The organism is Bifidobacterium sp. SO4 (assembly GCF_018555355.1).
GTDB classification, from domain to species: Bacteria; Actinomycetota; Actinomycetes; order Actinomycetales; family Bifidobacteriaceae; genus Bifidobacterium; species Bifidobacterium miconisargentati.
On the sequence record NZ_JAFEJP010000001.1, the window covers coordinates 169,227 to 185,714 of the forward strand.

The 16,488-nt window shown below is 64.1% G+C and carries 11 protein-coding genes; 4 read left to right on the forward strand and 7 right to left on the reverse strand.

Going from position 1 to position 16,488, the window contains the following annotated elements; all coding sequences use genetic code 11:
* Positions 1–32: 32 nt before the first annotated feature.
* The 5 genes from JS536_RS00745 to JS536_RS00765 form a co-directional block, all read right to left on the reverse strand.
* On the reverse strand, positions 33–842 hold the full coding sequence (locus JS536_RS00745) for an HAD family hydrolase (protein WP_214355410.1): 810 nt from the start codon (positions 840–842) through the stop codon (positions 33–35).
* A 137-nt stretch (positions 843–979) separates the two neighbouring features.
* On the reverse strand, positions 980–3,052 hold the full coding sequence (pulA, locus tag JS536_RS00750) for a type I pullulanase (RefSeq protein WP_346427444.1): 2,073 nt from the start codon (positions 3,050–3,052) through the stop codon (positions 980–982).
* A 373-nt stretch (positions 3,053–3,425) separates the two neighbouring features.
* Positions 3,426–4,322, reverse strand: coding sequence for a sugar ABC transporter permease (locus JS536_RS00755; RefSeq protein WP_109056012.1), 897 nt, complete (start codon positions 4,320–4,322; stop codon positions 3,426–3,428).
* Complete coding sequence (locus tag JS536_RS00760; RefSeq protein ID WP_214355502.1) at positions 4,322–5,695, reverse strand: sugar ABC transporter permease; 1,374 nt, start codon at positions 5,693–5,695, stop codon at positions 4,322–4,324. Before JS536_RS00760 ends, JS536_RS00755 begins: the two co-directional genes overlap by 1 nt.
* Before the next feature lie 420 nt (positions 5,696–6,115).
* A complete protein-coding gene (locus JS536_RS00765; protein WP_214304233.1) occupies positions 6,116–7,369 on the reverse strand; it encodes an extracellular solute-binding protein in 1,254 nt (417 codons plus the stop codon).
* Between the two features lie 268 nt (positions 7,370–7,637).
* Here JS536_RS00765 and JS536_RS00770 point away from each other — a divergent pair, with 268 nt between their 5' ends.
* From JS536_RS00770 to JS536_RS00785, 4 genes are all read left to right on the forward strand, one after another.
* A complete protein-coding gene (locus tag JS536_RS00770) occupies positions 7,638–9,341 on the forward strand; it encodes an alpha-amylase family glycosyl hydrolase (protein ID WP_214355411.1) in 1,704 nt (567 codons plus the stop codon).
* A gap of 179 nt (positions 9,342–9,520) precedes the next feature.
* Complete coding sequence (gene malQ, locus JS536_RS00775) at positions 9,521–11,725, forward strand: 4-alpha-glucanotransferase (protein WP_214355412.1); 2,205 nt, start codon at positions 9,521–9,523, stop codon at positions 11,723–11,725.
* 182 nt (positions 11,726–11,907) lie between these two features.
* Positions 11,908–12,930, forward strand: coding sequence for a LacI family DNA-binding transcriptional regulator (locus JS536_RS00780; protein ID WP_214355413.1), 1,023 nt, complete (start codon positions 11,908–11,910; stop codon positions 12,928–12,930).
* A gap of 240 nt (positions 12,931–13,170) precedes the next feature.
* Positions 13,171–14,982 (forward strand): alpha-amylase family glycosyl hydrolase, encoded by a 1,812-nt coding sequence (locus tag JS536_RS00785; RefSeq protein WP_214355414.1) that lies wholly within the window; start codon positions 13,171–13,173, stop codon positions 14,980–14,982.
* Positions 14,983–15,120: 138 nt separating this feature from the next.
* On the opposite strand, the gene JS536_RS00790 is transcribed toward JS536_RS00785, so the two are convergent.
* Positions 15,121–16,146: a virulence RhuM family protein gene (locus JS536_RS00790; RefSeq protein WP_214355415.1), complete on the reverse strand. Its 1,026-nt coding sequence runs from the start codon at positions 16,144–16,146 to the stop codon at positions 15,121–15,123.
* Complete coding sequence (locus tag JS536_RS00795; protein ID WP_214304226.1) at positions 16,130–16,426, reverse strand: hypothetical protein; 297 nt, start codon at positions 16,424–16,426, stop codon at positions 16,130–16,132. The genes JS536_RS00790 and JS536_RS00795 overlap by 17 nt, the downstream gene beginning before the upstream one ends.
* Positions 16,427–16,488: the final 62 nt, after the last annotated feature.

Consider the following 16,488-nt stretch of genomic DNA (forward strand, 5'->3'; position numbering starts at 1 on the left):
TCCCCTCAGAGAGGGGAGCCAACGTAAATCGTTTACTGTACGCCGAGGAATCGTGTGATTCCAGCATAATCGGGGCCGGTCAGGGAGAGTACGGCTTCGGGGCAGACGGCCGGGTCGTCCGGCGGGGAGATGGCGGTGCGCAGGTAGATGCCGTCGATGCCGGCCGCACGGGCACCGGCGATGTCCGAAACGGAATCGTTGCCGACCATGACCACCTGATCCGGTCGCAATCCCTCACGGGCCAGCGCGCGGTTGAAGATCTCCGGCGAGGGCTTGCGCACGCCCTCCTCGCTGGAGATGACGATGCGATTGAACGCGCCGGCAAGCTCCAGCAATTCCATTTCGGGGCGGGTGTAGCAGGATTGCGCGTTGCTGACGAGTACCACGCGCAATCCCGCGGCCTGCAATCGGGCCAGCAGCTGCAATGCACCCGGATAGAGGTGCAGCAGGCTGGTGCTGGCGCGTCGGAACGTCCAGGCGAGACGGCGGGCGACTTCCGTCTCCGCAGGGTTTCCGGGTTCACCGTTCTTTCCGGCGGTCTCCCGGCCGGCTGCGGTCGCGCCGCCGGTCTGATGCGATGTCGGTCGCACCGTCAGCTCTTGGTATACCGGCAACAGATCGGGCTCGGCCCATTCGCCGTGTTTCTCCGCCGCCGCGGCCCGAATCGGGTCGGCGAGCGCCTCGAATCGCTCACGCAGGGCGTCGTTGGAGGGGTACAGCGCACCGCACTCGATGGCCAGGGCATCGCACAAGGCCGACCATGCGATCTCCGACGATTCGTCCGTACGGATGTCGACCAATGTGCCGTACAGGTCGAAGAATACGGCGGAATAGGTGGGCATGGGGGCCTCTTTTCAAAGGATGGGGTTGTGACCGTTGTTTGGCTCCCCTCAGTCTCGCTATGCTCGACAGCTCCCCTCAGAGAGGGGAGCCAGGAGATGTGCGGCGACTCAGCGGAGGAGGAGAATCGAGGCCAGGACTAACGCGAGCGACGCCAGACGGTGAAGGTGCGGGGCGGGAGGGGAAGCTGACGGTTCTCGGCCTCGGGGACGGCGACGCCGGGCTCGGAGCAGTAGATGCATCGCCAGTCGTTGGGCGCGATCTTCGAGACCTCGTCGTATGGGCCGGGCATTTCCAGCTGGACCGTGGCTTGCGAGCGCGGCTCGTCGGCGGGATTGATGGCCACGCAGTCGTCACCCACGCGGAACACCACCACCTCGTCCTCGCGCGGCACGATCATGCGCGCACCGCCGAAGTACGCGGGATTGCCGCGCCGCAGACGGATCAGCGCCGCGTAATGGTCCACCAGACCGCTCAACCGCTGCGCGCGGCACCAGTCGAGCTGGTTCAGGGCCACGGGACTGCGGAACGAATCGGAGACGCCGTGCTTGGTGCGGGCGAATTCCTCGCCGCCCAGCAGGAACGGCACGCCGGCCGCGGTGAACACGACGCCGGCAGCCAGCCGGTTGGACTGCATGAGGTCCTCGCAACGCTCGCCTTCGGCCGCGTAATCGACCTCGGTGGGAATCGGGCGCATGGTGGCGCACAGCTTGTCCCACAGGGTCAGGTCATCGTGCGCGGACACGTACTGGATGAGCTGGCCGACGGCCGCGGTGCCGCTCAGGGTGCCGCGCCAGCCGTCCTCGGCATGACGGATGTCGTCGGCGTAATCGGCGGCCGCGCCGGTCAGGTAGCCGGGCACCTTCTGGTAGAACACATGGCCGCGAACCGCGTCGCGTGTGGAGTCGCAGAACATGCCGATGCGCGGGCTCAGGTACGGCATGCCGCGCTTGTCCGCCAGGATCGTGCCCTTGACGAGCGCGGTCTCGCGGGCGGCCCAGGGCTCGCCGTGCATCAGGATGGACGCGCCGCCCGGCAGCTGGTCGAGCGCGGAGCGGACGGCGTTCATGGTGTCCACGTCGATCAGGCCCATGAGGTCGAAGCGGAAGCCGTCGATGTGGTATTCGCGCGCCCAGTAGGTCACGGAATCCACGATGTACTTGCGCATCATCGGATGCTCGGTGGCCACGTCGTTCGTGCAGGCCGAACCGTCGGCGAAGCTGCCGTCCTCGCGGCGGCGCAGCGCGTAGCCGGGGATCATGCGTTCGAACCAGTTGTCAGTGGAGAACATATGGTTGTAGACCACGTCCATGATCACCTTGATGCCGGCCTTGTGCAGGGCCTGGATCATCCGCTTGCATTCGCGGATGCGCACCTCGCCGTCGAATGGATCGGTGCTGTACGAACCTTCGGGGACGTTGTAGTTGAGCGGGTCGTACCCCCAGTTGAAGCCGTGACGAGGATCGTCGCGCGCGAGGGATTCGTCGATGGATCCGTAGTCGTAGAACGGCATGAGCTGCACGGCGGTGACGCCGAGACGCTTGAGGTAGGCCACGCAGGTGGGGAATTCGCCGTCGCCGTCCACGCTCGTGCCGTCGTAGGTGAACGCGAGGTAGGTGCCGCGGTGCTCGAACGGCACGCCGCTGTGCGGGTCGTTGCTGAAGTCGCCGATGTGGGTCTCCCAGATGACCAGGTCGCGGCTAGGGATGTGCGGGCGGCGGTCCTGGTCCCAACCGTCCGGATCCGTGCGGGAGAGGTCCACGACCATGCTGCGGCGGCCGTTCACACCGGCGGCACGGGCCCACGGGTCGGCGGTGCGATGCTCGGTGCCATCCGGGAAGCGCACGATGTAGTCGTAGTAGACGCCATGGCCGATGCCGTCGCAACGAACGAGCCAGGTGCCGTCCGCGCCGGGGGCGAGCTCGTAGGTCTCGAAGGGGAAGGCGGCGGGATTGACGGAGGGAGGCGTTTCCATCCCCGCCGCCACCACGGATTCGGCATCGTCGGCCACGGCCTCCTCGTTCGGGGATCCGGTCTTGAACAGCCGCAACGTGACGCCGCTGGCCGTGGGGGCCCAAACGCGGAACGTGGTGCCTTTGGAGTCCGGGAACGCACCGAGATCATCGTCCTTGTACACCGGGTAATCGGGGCATGGCAGGGCGGTCTCGGCGGGGGTCCAGTCGGCCACGGCCAGTGAAGCGGGTTGCGGCACGGGAAGCTCCTTTCCTTTGGGTATATGAGAATGGCTCCCGGTCAGGTGGCGGGAGCCATGGTTATGTATGCGGTGCTATGGCAGCGGTCTTTGACGGCAATGACTTTCGGACGAGGAGACTACCCCTCAGTCAGCTCCGCTGACAGCTCCCCTGACAAGGGGAGCCGAGAAAGAAGTCGCCTTCGGCCCCTGCAATTACGGGCTCGCTCGGGGTGACGCTATGGGAAGTCCACCGGGCTGTCCGCTTAACGGCTCGCCTTCGGCCCCTGCAATTACGGACCGGCCTGCGGCCGGGCTCAATCCGACCTTCGCTCGGCTACCGCCTCGCTCAGGCTGAGGCCAGCCGGAAGCCCACCGGGCTTCCTTGATGGCCTCAGCCCTTAACCGATCCAGACATCGACTCCTGGTAGAAGCGCTGCATGACGATGAAGAGGATGGCGATCGGGATGGAGATCACCACGGCCGCGGCGGCGAAGCGCGCGTACCAGTTCTGGATGTACTCCTTCTGCAGCATGAGCCACAGGCCCAGGGCCACCGTGTAGTTGGACTGCGTGCGGCAGATCACCTTGGCCATCACGAAGTCGAGCCACGGAGTCAGGAAGCCGATGATGGCCTGGTAGACGATCATGGGCTTGCAGATCGGGATGATGATCTTGTAGAACACCTGCAGGCGGGTGCAGCCGTCGAGCATCGCGGCCTCGTCCAGCGAGGTCGGAATGGTGTCCATGTAGCCCTTCATCACGTAGAAGCCCGCGCCGGAGCCGGCCGAGTAGACCAGGATCAGGGCGATGGTGGTCAGTCCCTCGCTGGTCAGGCCCACGGCCTTGAGGATGAAGTAGATGGCGGAGACGGCCATGATGCCGGGGAACATGCCCAGGATCAGCACCACGTTCATGAAGGTCTTGCGGGTGCGGAAGCGCAGGCGGCTCATGCAGTAGGCCACGGCCAGCACGAACACCACGGAGATGACGCACACGAAGCACGCCACGATGAGCGTGTTCATGAACATCTTCGGGAAGTCGAGCACGGTCTTGTCCGTGAACAGGCCGATGTAGTTGTCGAGCGAGAACTCGGTCGGGAAGAACGTCTTGGTGTACGGCGCGGTGTTCTTGTTGAAGCTTTCCGCGAAGACCCACACGATCGGGATCAGCCAGATCACGGCCATGACGGCCAGGAACAGATGGGAGAGGATGTCTCCCAGGATGCGACGCTTCTTCGCATCATGCATGAGGCTGTGCGATTCAGCCTTCTGAATGCTGTGGTTGCTCATCAGCGGAATGCCTCCTCATTCTTGTAGGAACCGGAGTTGCGGTAGGTGATCAGCGATACCACCGCGAGGACGATGAACGTCATGATGCCGATGACCGCGCCGAGGTTGTAATCGTTCTTATCGACCGTGAGCTTGTACAGCCAGGTGATGAGCAGGTCGGTGGTGCCGGCGGAATCGCCGATCGGCACCGGGGCACCGCCCGACAGCAGGTAGATGACGTTGAAGTTGTTCACGTTGCCGGTGAACGTGGTGATCAGGTACGGCGTGAGCACGAAGATGATGTACGGCATGGTGATCTGGGTGAAGATCTGCCACCAGTTCGCGCCGTCTAGCTTGGCGGCCTCGTACAGGTCCGCGGGGATGTTCTGCAGGATGCCGGTGATCTGCATGATCGTGTACGGGATGCCGACCCACAGGTTGATGACGATGACCGTGACGCGCGCCCACGTGGTGTTCGTGAAGAACGGCAGCGCCTGGTCGATCCATCCCCACTGCATGAGCAGGCGGTTGATGGCGCCGGTCGGCTGGAGCATGGTGTGCATTACCAGCAGGGACACGAACTGCGGCACGGCGATGGACATGGAGAAGTACGCGCGCCAGAAGCCCTTGAAGCGGGTGGTCTTGCGGTTGATGACCATGGCGAAGAACATGCCGAGGAAGAAGTTGAGGAAGGTGGCGAAGAACGCCCACACCAGGGTCCAGATAGTCACCTGGATGAACAGTCGGGCGCTGACGGTGCCGTTGCCGGTGGAGAACACCTTGCCGAAGTTCTCGAAGCCCACCCAGTCGAAGAGCACCAGATGGTTGCGGTCGTAGCTGGTGAAGGCCATCGAGATCATGAAGATCAGCGGCAGCACGGTGAACACGAGGATGCCGAGGGTCGGCAGGAACATGAGCAGCTGGTAGGCCTTCTCGTCGGTCAGCGCACGCAGGTCGTCCCTGAAGCTCGGGGCCTTGCCGTTCGCACGGGCCAGGCATTCGGCCTTGTACGAGCACTTAAGGGAGATGGTCCACAGGTAGACGAACAGGATGCAGGCCACGATGGTGCACACGCCGTACAGCAGGATGACCACGGAGTTGTCGCCCTGGACGTACACCCAGAAGCCGTCCACGAGCTGCTTGCCCTGCTTCTGGGTTCCCAGGCTGGGCAGCTTGGACAGGTAGTTCGCGCCGTTCGTGATCATGAACACGATGAACGCGACTTCGAGCGCCAGCAACGCGACGCCCTTGACATACTGCTTGCGGACGATGTTGCCGAGGCCGAAGACGACTGCGGACAGCTTGGTGAACACGTCACCCTTGGTCAGCGCGTTCCTCACCGAATACGGCGAGGGCGCCACATAGTCCGCGCCCATCCTGCGACGGCGCTTCATCTCCCGCGGAGAAAGGGTTGCTGTGGTCATTGCACCCTACCGCCTCTCACGATAACGATTGATGGTTGAAATGGTTGAAAAGTTGGTGGTTTCCCGATGCCGTCCCGTCTGCCGGCCGCAGCCTCGACGCCGCAACCTGCGCTGACCCAAGTAAAGCCCGGACACCGCGTGCACGCTGCCCGAGCTCTGCTTGGCAATGAAGGAGGAGGAGAAACAAGAAGACGAAACCGCTTGGTGGTGCTGGGGATTGCGGGCGAATCGCGGTTCCCCTCATCGCCCGCAACTGGCGTACCTTTGACGGACCTCCAGCACCGGTTTTCAGTTATCTGTTTTCAGTTATGTTCAGTTATAGGTGAGGTTGGGCGGCGTGAAGGAGTGGAGTATTACCGTCGCCCAAGTCTGTGGTTATCGGCCGGGCTGTCACTCGGCGTACTTGCCGACCTGCTTGACCCACTCGTCGGTCTTGGCCTGGGCGTTGTCGGAGGTGACTTCCTTGTTCAGGATGGCGTCGCCGAAGGCCTTGGCCGGATCCCACCAGGAGCCCATGCCGGCCAGGCCGGACTGCAGGATGGCGGTGTTGGCCATGGTGTTGGTCTGGGCGATGGCGACCGGGTCATCGGTGGTCAGGCTGGACAGGGACTTGTCGGTCGGGATGATGTTGCGCAGCTCGTAGTGCAGCTTCTGGGACTCGGTGGAGCCGAGGTAGGCGGCGAACTGGGCGGCGGCCTTCGGGTTCTTGGCGTTCGGGTTGTAGGCGGCGGCCTTGGTGGCGGCGAAGGACTTCATCTGCTTGGTCTGGCCGTTCACGGTGAAGGTCGGCAGCTGGGCGGCGCCGAAGTTGTCGCCGAGGGCCTTCTTGATGTCCGAAGCGGACCAGGAGCCGGAGAAGAAGGCCTTGACGGTGCCTTCGGTCATCTCGGACAGGCCGGAGTTATCGGAGCTGTTGTGGAAGTTCGGGTTGGCGGCGAGGTCGACCAGGTACTTGGAGATGTCGCCGGCGTCCTTCGGGAAGACCATGCCGGCGCTTTCGTCGGTGCCATTCTCGCCGAAGAGCTGCAGGCCGTCATAGAAGCCGCCGATGTACCAGGAATCGTTGAGCGGGAAGGAGACGGCGGCCTTGGAGATCATGGTGTCGAGGCTCTTGATGTCCTCGTCGGAGAAGGCGGACTTGTCGTAGTACATGAACCAGGTGTTGTCCGTGTAGGGCACGCCGTAGTACTTGCCGTCGGTACCGGTCATGGAGGCGACTTCCAGATCGCCGTTCTGCTCCTTGAGCTGCTTGACGGCGTCGGTGCCGAGCTCGCCGATGCCCTGGACCTTCATGAGGGCGCCGAGCTGATCGGAGGCGAACATGTAGACGTCGGCGGCGGCGGTCGGGTCGGTCTGGACCTTGGTGGAGGCGTCGCCCTCGGAGACCACGTCGTTCTTCCACGTGATCTTGTACTCCGGGTGATCCTTCTCGAAGTTGGCCTCGACCTGGGTGAGCCAGGCCTCGGAGCCGTCATCGCCCTTGGCCTGATCCTCCTGCGGGGCCCAGACGCTCAGGGTGACGTCCTCGGTGCCGGCGGTGGAGGAGCCACCGTTGCCGGAGTCGGAGCCGCCGCAAGCGGCGAGCGGCATGAGCATGGCCACGGCGGCGGTGAGGCCGAGAGCCTTCTTCCAGTTGATCTTCATTGATCGGTCCTTTCTTTCTCTGTTCTTGGCCGGTTACGTCCAAAGTTCTGTATTCGATGCACACGTTCTCAATCCATCACTGGATACCGGGTTGCATACGCTTGCATCTTCTTGGTTTTGCCTAGGAATGTTTCGTGTTTGCAACTCTGCGGAACATCGTTGGCTGTAAGTGTACCACGGTTTTGCATACGTTGGCAATTCGTGTCGAGCGACTACTATTGCAATCGATAGGCAATGCCCGTGAACCCGCGCAAACAAAGGAGTTTCAATGACCGACCAAGCACGACACGCCCAGGAATCCCCCCGTACCTTCGCACGACCGGACTGGCTTTCGGGGGCACGGTTCTACGAGATCTATCCGCAGAGTTTCGCCGATTCCAACGGCGACGGCATCGGCGACATCCCCGGCATCACCGGCAAGCTGGACTACATCGCAGGCATCGGCTGCAACGCGCTGTGGATCAACCCGTGCTACGACTCCCCCTTCAAGGACGCCGGCTACGACGTGCGCGACTACACCCGCGTGGCCGCGCGCTACGGCACCAACGACGACCTCGTCGCCCTGTTCGAGGCGGCCCACGAACGCGGCATGCACGTGCTGCTCGACCTGGTGCCCGGCCACACCAGCGAGGAGCACGCCTGGTTCCGTGCCTCGGGCCAGGCCGACCCCGCCGACCGCATCACGGACGGGAAGAACGTCTCCGAACGGTACATCTGGACCGACTGCTGGATTTCCGGCGGCGACGGTCTGCCGTTCATCGGCGGCGAGGCCGGGCGCGACGGCACCTACATCCTCAATTTCTTCAAGTGCCAGCCGGCGCTCAACTACGGCTTCGCGCACCCGAAATACGCCTGGCAGAAGCCGGCGCTCGGCCCGGACGCCCTCGCCACCTGCGAGGCGCTGCTGGGCGTGATGCGCTTCTGGCTCTCGCGCGGGGCGGACGGCTTCCGCGTGGACATGGCGGACAGCCTGGTCAAGCACGACGACGGGGGCAAGCCCTTCACCATCCGCACCTGGCAGTACCTGTTCTCGAAAATCCGCCCCGAATTCCCCGAGGCCGCGTTCGTCTCCGAATGGGGGCGGCCGTACGAGTCGATGCAGGCCGGGTTCGATATGGACTTCTACCTCGACTGGCGCTGGGACGGCAACCCGAACGGATACAACATGCTGCTGCGCAACACGGATACGCCGCTCACGCACGAGGGTGACGCCAGCTACTTCAACGCCGACTCGGACACTTCGATCGCGCCGTTCCTCGACCAGTACCTGCCGCAGCTGCGCGATGCCGAACGTGAGGGAGGCCTGTTCGGCCTCATCACCTGCAATCACGACACCCTGCGCACGGGCCAGCGCCTGACCGAACGCGAACGCAAGGTGGCGTACGGCATGCTCATGACCATGCCGGGCTGCCCGTTCCTCTACTACGGCGACGAGATCGGCATGCGCTACCGCCCGCTGCCCACCAAGGAGGGCGGCTACACGCGCACCGGCAGCCGCACGCCGATGCAGTGGGAGGCCGGTGCGGCGAACCTCGGGTTCTCCACGGCGGATGCCGATGAGCTGTACCTGCCGGTCGACCCGGAACCAGGCGCGCCGACCGTCTCGGGCGAGGAGGCGCGCGCCGATTCGCTGCTGCACTGGGTGCGTTCGGTGCTGACGCTGCGGGCCGCGCAGCCGGCGCTGGATGCGGACGCCGGGTTCGATGTGGTCGCCGCGCCGGCCGAGGGGCGCGCGTTCGCGTATCTGCGCCGTCCGAACGGCGATGGCGCCGACGGCACCGACGGCGCAGCGCATGGCGAGTCCGCCCGGACCCTGTTCATCGCGATGAACCCCAGCCGTGCGGACGCGCAGGTCGCGATGCCGTCCGGAGAGCTGGCAGGCGACGCATCCGTGCTGCTGGGGCTGGGCGGGCCGTCCATTGACGGCGGGCTGCTCACCCTTCCGCCGCAATCATTCGCGGTGATCGGGTGACGTTCCCCAGCCTTGGCACCCCAACGCACCGACGTATTGCAATCGTTGTCAAAATGAGTTACCGTTGAAGGCAGCACAGCAAGCACATTGGTCTGTCAGATTACCGAAACCTCAGCGAAGAGCGGCATTCGAACAGCAATGCAAACGAACAGCAACCTTCAGCCAACAAAGGAGTCCACATGACTGACGCGCGCACTCATGAAGCAGCAACCACCGATACCGGCACCGTCCAACGCACCGAAAGCGCGCAGCGTCTGGCCCGACCGCTCATCAGGCTTGCCAAGGCCTGCGGACTGGCCACCTCGTTCATCGACCAGCTCGGCACCTACACCGAAATCAGCGACGACGCGCTGGTGGCGGTGTTGAAGGCGCTGGATGTGGACGCCTCGACCCCGGAGGCCATCGACCAGTCCATGAAGCAGCTGGAGGAAGCAAACAGCAAACGTTTGCTTTCCCCGACCGTCGTCGCCTACGTCGGGCAGACCACCACCATCACGCTGAACTGCCCGGCGGACGCGGACGTCACCGTCACCGTGACCTTGGAGAACGGCGAACCGTACGACGGCGCGACCGTACTGCCCGACCTGAATTCCGGCCACCCGATTCTGAGTCTCGCCAACGACCTGCCGATGGGATACCACGCGCTCGACGTGCAGGCGGACGGGCGCGAGGGCCACGCCACCATCATCGCCGCACCGGCCCGCATCCCCGTGCCGTCCAAGGTGGCCGAGCAGCAGCGCTGGGGCTGGATGACGCAGATGTACTCCGTGCGTTCCCATGATTCGTGGGGCGTGGGCGACTACGGCGACCTCAAGCGCCTGCTCGTCGACGCCGCGCACGAATCCGGCGCGGACTTCATGCTCATCAACCCGATCCACGCCGGCGCGCCGATCCCGCCGCTGGAGCCTTCGCCGTATCTGCCGGAATCGCGTCGATTCCTCAACGTGACGTACATTCGCCCGCAGGACATCCCCGAGTACGAGACGCTGCCGGCCGACGTCAAGGCGAAGGTTGACGAGCTGCATGCCTCGGTGGCCGCGCGCAACGACGAGGCGACCCCGATGGACATCAACGCGGCGTGGTCCGCCAAGCGGCCGGCGCTGCGTCTCATCTTCGACGCGGGCCGCAACGCCAAGCGCGAGTTGGAATTCGAGCATTTCAAGGCCACCGCGGGACCGGACCTCGACTCCTTCGCCACGTGGTGCCTGTGCTTCGAGGTATGGGGCGCGCCGTGGGGCGAGAACCGCTGGTTCTTCGAGAAGCGCATCGACGACCCGGACGTCCAGCAGCTGGTGGAGGAGCACCACGACCTGTTCGAGTTCAACCGTTGGCTGCAGTGGATCGCGGCCGAGCAGGTGACCGCCGCGCAGCAGGCGGCCACGGAAAGCGGCATGGCGCTGGGCCTCATGCAGGACATGGCCGTGGGCGTGCATGGCCTCGGCGCGGACGCCTGGGCCAACCCGGAGCGTTTCGCCACCGGCTCGGTGACGGTGGGCTGCCCGCCGGACTTCTACAACCAGCAGGGCCAGGATTGGGGCCAGCCCCCGTTCAATCCGCGTTATCTGGAGGCCACCGGCTACCAGGTCTACCGCGAGATGGTGCATTCGATGTACGAGCATGCGGGTGCCGTGCGCATCGACCATGTGCTTGGCCTGTTCCGCCTGTGGTGGATCCCGCAGGGCCTCGGCGCCAGGAACGGCGCGTACGTGATGTACAACCACGAGGCGATGCTCGGCGTGCTGGCCATCGAGGCCACGCGCGTGGGCGGCATGGTCATCGGCGAGGATCTGGGCACCGTGCCCGATTACGTGCACCGCATCCTGGCCGATCACGGCGTGCTCGGCACCGACGTGGAATGGTTCTCGCGCGTGGACGATTCCCCGAACGCGGGCGATCCGTACAAGGAGCCGGGCAAATACCGCAAGCAGGCGCTGGCCTCGGTGACCACGCACGACCTGCCGCCGACCGCCGGCTATCTGAACTTCGAGCACGTCAAGCTGCGTGAGGAGCTGCATCTGCTCAGCGAGCCGGTGGAGGCGTTCGCGGCCTCGGCGATGGCCGAGCGCACGGCCATGATGAACCGCCTGGTGGAAAGCGGCTATATTACGGCTTCGGTGGCCGAGGACGTGGAAGGCCATATCCAGGAGATCGTGGAGGCGATGCACGCGATGCTCACCGATACGCCGTCGCTGCTGCTGCAGGCGGCGCTGGTGGACGGCGTGGGCGAGACCCGCTCGCAGAACCAGCCCGGCACCTCGTACGAGTACTCGAACTGGCGCGTGCCGCTGGCCGACGGCGGCGGCCACGTGGTGCACACCGACGAGGTGTTCTCGCTGCCGCGCGTCCGCTCGCTGTCCGCGGTGATGCAGCGTAAGAGCCGTTGATGGGGGCCGCTGGAGCCAACTGACCGAAAGCCCGCCACTGCCCATACGTGCGGTGGCGGGCTTTCTGCGTCACGAGGGACTGATTTGCCGTTGCGAGTCAGCCCGAAAACACCCCGGCACCCTGCTCATGATATCGTTGTCACAGCTATGACGATTCCGATGACGGCGAAAGCGGGGCGGCGATGACCAAGGCAAGCATTCAGGCGGTGGCGCGGGAGGCCGGCGTCTCCGTATCCACCGTGTCCCGCACCTTCGCCAAGCCGGACCTGGTGCTTCCCGAGACGCGCGACAAGGTGATGGCCGCGGCCGAGAAGCTGGACTACTCCGTCTCCCGTTCGGCGGCCGCGCTGAAGTCCGGCCAGTCGTTCCGCGTGGCGCTGCTGGCCAGCGAGACCATCACCACCTGGTTCAACTCGAACATCTTCGCCGGCCTCGATTCCACGCTGCGCCCCGCCGGGTACGACACCGTGGTATACCCGATGAGCAACGCCGACGAGCGCCGCAGCTTCTTCGAGGATCTGCCCGTGCGCCGCAACGCCGACGCGGTGATCGTGAGCTCCTTCAACATCGAGCCGGCCGAGGTGGAGCGTCTCAAGCACATGCATGTGCCGATCATCGGCATCAACATCCCCTCCACCGAGGGTTTCGATGCGGCCGTGAGCATCGACGACCGCGCGGCCACACGCGCCGCCAGCGAGCACCTCATCGCGCTGGGGCATCACAGCATCGCCTACGTGGGCGGCACCCGCTCCCGGACGACCATGCGTTACAGCGCCGAATCGCGTCTGCAGGGCCTGCTGGACGCCACGGCCACGCATCCGGGCGTTTCCGTGCGGTCCATCGAGGTGCCACGTGACACCGGCGAGACCAATGCGGCGCTCAACGCCGTGCTCACCGCGACGCCCGGCATCACCGCGTTCTGCTTCTGCGACGACGACATGGCCCTGCCGGTGCTGTACCGGTTGCGCCAGTACGGCCGCCGCGTGCCGCAGGATCTTTCGATCATCGGATTCGACGATGTGCCGATGGCGCAGTCGGTGGGCCTGACCACGCTGCACCAGGACCCGTTCGCGATGGGGCAGGACGCCGGCCGCATGACGCTGGCCGCCATCGCCGGGGAGCCCGTCGAGCCGGCGTTCCGCCAGCCCGCGACGCCGCTGGTGCTCCGCGAGACCACCGCACCTCCCCAGTCCGCCCAATCGTAGGGCGGATGGGATTCGCCGTCGTCATGTTCGGCATCGCAGTCATGACGACGTTGCCACCACGAAACGCCGAACATCGATTTTTGTTTGCGCCATTTGCATGATATCGTTGTCATCAACAACGGCAACGGCGCTACCGACCGACCGCCCCGGACGGAAGCGGCCCGTCGCCGACAGACGCAGTGCGGCACACATCACCCAAGCATCACCCGCGATCGGCAACAATCGGAAAGGACGCACATCATGACCGCGAACAACCTCCATGACGACTGGTGGAAGCAGGCCGTCGTCTACCAGATCTACCCGCGCTCCTTCAAGGACGTCAACGGCGACGGACTCGGCGACATCGCCGGCGTCACCGAGAAGATCGACTACCTGAAGCGCCTCGGCATCGACGCCATCTGGCTCTCCCCCTTCTACCCCTCCGATCTCGCGGACGGCGGCTACGACGTGATCGACTACCGCAACGTGGACCCGCGACTGGGCACCATGGACGACTTCGATGCCATGGCCAAGGCCGCGCATGAGGCCGGCATCAAGGTGATCGTGGACATCGTGCCGAACCACACCGCCGACAAGCACGTCTTCTTCCAGGAGGCGCTGGCCGCCGCCCCCGGCTCCCCCGAACGCGACCGCTACATCTTCCGCGACGGCCGCGGCGAGCATGGCGAACTGCCGCCGAACGACTGGCAGTCCTTCTTCGGCGGCCCGGCCTGGCAGCGCGTCGAGGACGGCCAGTGGTACCTGCACCTGTTCGACAAGGCACAGCCCGACGTGAACTGGAAGAACCAGGACATCCACGAGGAATTCAAGAAGACCCTGCGCTTCTGGTCCGACCACGGTGCGGACGGCTTCCGCATCGACGTGGCGCACGGCCTGGCCAAGGACCTCGAATCCAAGCCGCTTGAGGAGCTGGGCCGCGAATACAACGTGGTGGGCGTGCTCTGCCACGACTTCTCTCACCCGCTGTTCGACCGCCGCGAGGTGCATGACATCTACCGCGAATGGCGTCAGGTGTTCAACGAGTACAACCCGCCGCGCTTCGCCGTGGCCGAGGCCTGGGTGGTGCCCGAGCACCAGCACCTGTACGCCTCCCCGGACGAGCTGGGCCAGTCGTTCAACTTCGATTTCGCCGAGGCCAACTGGTTCGCGGACGAGTTCCGTGACGCCATCGCCGCCGGCCTCAAAGCCGCCGAGGAGACCGGCGGTTCCACCACCACGTGGGTGATGAACAACCATGACGTGCCGCGCAGCCCCTCCCGCTACGGCCTGCCGCAGGTCAAGGGCGCGCCGTACCACCAGCTGCCGCACGACTGGCTGCTGCGCAACGGCTCCACCTACCCGGAAAACCGCGAGCTGGGCACCAAGCGCGCCCGCGCCGCCGCGCTGATGGAGCTGGGCCTGCCGGGCGCCGCATACATCTACCAGGGCGAGGAACTGGGCCTGTTCGAGGTGGCGGACATCCCGTGGGACCACCTGGAGGACCCGACCGCCTTCCACACCAACCAGGCCACGATGGACAAGGGCCGCGACGGCTGCCGCGTGCCGCTGCCGTGGACCGCCTCCGATGAGCCGACCCTGGCCGCCTTCAGCCTGCCGATTCCGGCCGATGACGGCACCGGCGAGAACCATGTGCCGCTGTGCGCCGCCGGTCAGTTCGGCACGGGCGCGTCCTTCGGCTTCTCCCCCGCCGAGCGCGCCGATGGTACGCCGGCCGCCGACCCGCACCTGCCACAGCCGCTGTGGTTCAAGGACTTCGCCGTGGATACCGAGGAGGCCGATCCGGATTCGATGCTCGCGCTGTACCATGCGGCGCTGGCGATTCGTCAGGAGTCGCTGACCGCCACGCGCGACACGTCCGCCTCCCAGGTGGACATGGGCGATGATGTGGTGGCGTACACCCGCGCCGCGGCGGATGGCCACACGTTCACGTCCGTGACGAACTTCGGCGCCGCTCCGGTGGCCCTGCCCGAAGGCGATGTGGTGCTGGCGTCCGGCCCGCTGACCGCCGATGGCCAGCTGCCGACCGACACGTCCACGTGGGTCATCCAGTAGACCGGCGTCTACGCTGATTTGGTTTGCCTCAAAGGGGCCGACCGGTGGATAGGTGGCCAGCCTCGGTCAAACTGGCATATTGCATAAGGCCGTTGCTCCGAACGAATCGGAGCAACGGCCTTATGCGTCATACACCACTCATCGCTTTCGTTCAATCTCCTGCACGAACAGGTCGAAATCGGAAAGCTGTGCATCATTGAACTTGCGGAATTCCGCCATCGCCTTGGCATCCGCCTGCTTTTTGCTCACCGTGCCCTTGCCTTGCAACGATTGTCCGCCGGTAAACAGGATGTATTGGTTGCACAGCTCAATGCATTGCTCCATGGTGGTGGTCTGGTGGTTGCGTACACGCAGTTCCGCCGCATCCAGAAAGCCGGATACCAATTGGTTGAGATGGCTGAGTTCATCTTCGCTGAGATAGTTCTTGGCTACTGTGACATCCGAGGAATGGATCTTGCCTTCGGGAGCGCCTTTCCATGTGGTCAATCCCATATGCGGTTTGTCGGCGTCAACGCGCTCGTCGATGATCTCAGCAGCGGTATGACCGCTCACGGCATAGTGGAACCGGTTCTGCACATTGGCGAAGAAGTCCCGCGCCGCTTGGCTTTTCGGGTCGTAATCCACACTGATGTCCTGGAACAGATCCGTGATTTTCTGGTAGAAACGGCGCTCGCTAGCACGGATATCCCGGATACGACGCAGCAGTTCATCGAAGTAGTCCTCGCCGAACGGACGGCCGTTTTTCAGCATGTCGTCATTGAGCACGAAGCCTTTGATGATGTACTCACGCAAGGTTTTGGTGGCCCACTGACGGAAGCGCGTGGCTTTCAAGCTATTGACTCTGTAGCCAACCGCAATGATGGCGTCGAGGTTGTAGAATGCCACCTCTCTGCACACTTTACGGCTACCTTCCTGCCGGACTATTTCCATTTTGGAAATAGTTGCCCCTTCATCCAGCTCACCTTCTTCGTAAATATGCGATAGGTGCTTTGAGATATTGGGCACATTGACATCAAACAGCTCCGCCATGGCCTTCTGCGTCAGCCAGAATGTCTCGTCTTCATAACGCACCTGGACCGGTACGTTACGACCGTCATCCTGATACAGAACGATATTGGCCTCCACCTCGGCATCGAGGTTCTCCGGATCATGCTTTTCGCTCATGATGTTCATCCCCTTTCGAAAGAAAATCGGTCTCTCGCTCCAATTCACGGAGCACATCGGCAGGATCCTTGCCGAAGAATCGGCATAATGAGGTGAATTCCAAAAGCGTCGGAGTGCCGTTTCGTTGCCGGAAAATATCGATGATGCGACTATGCGTCATGTTCGTACCGGCACCGATACGGCGGTATGACGGCGTATCGTCCGACTCCTCACGAAGTCTCACGAAATACTGTGCCGTCAACCGTTCCAGTTCGCTCCATTGTCTGCCTTTGACTGCCATACATCCACCCTACGATAGGGGTTGAATATTCTTCCAAGAGTGAACGCGCGCATCGAATACAG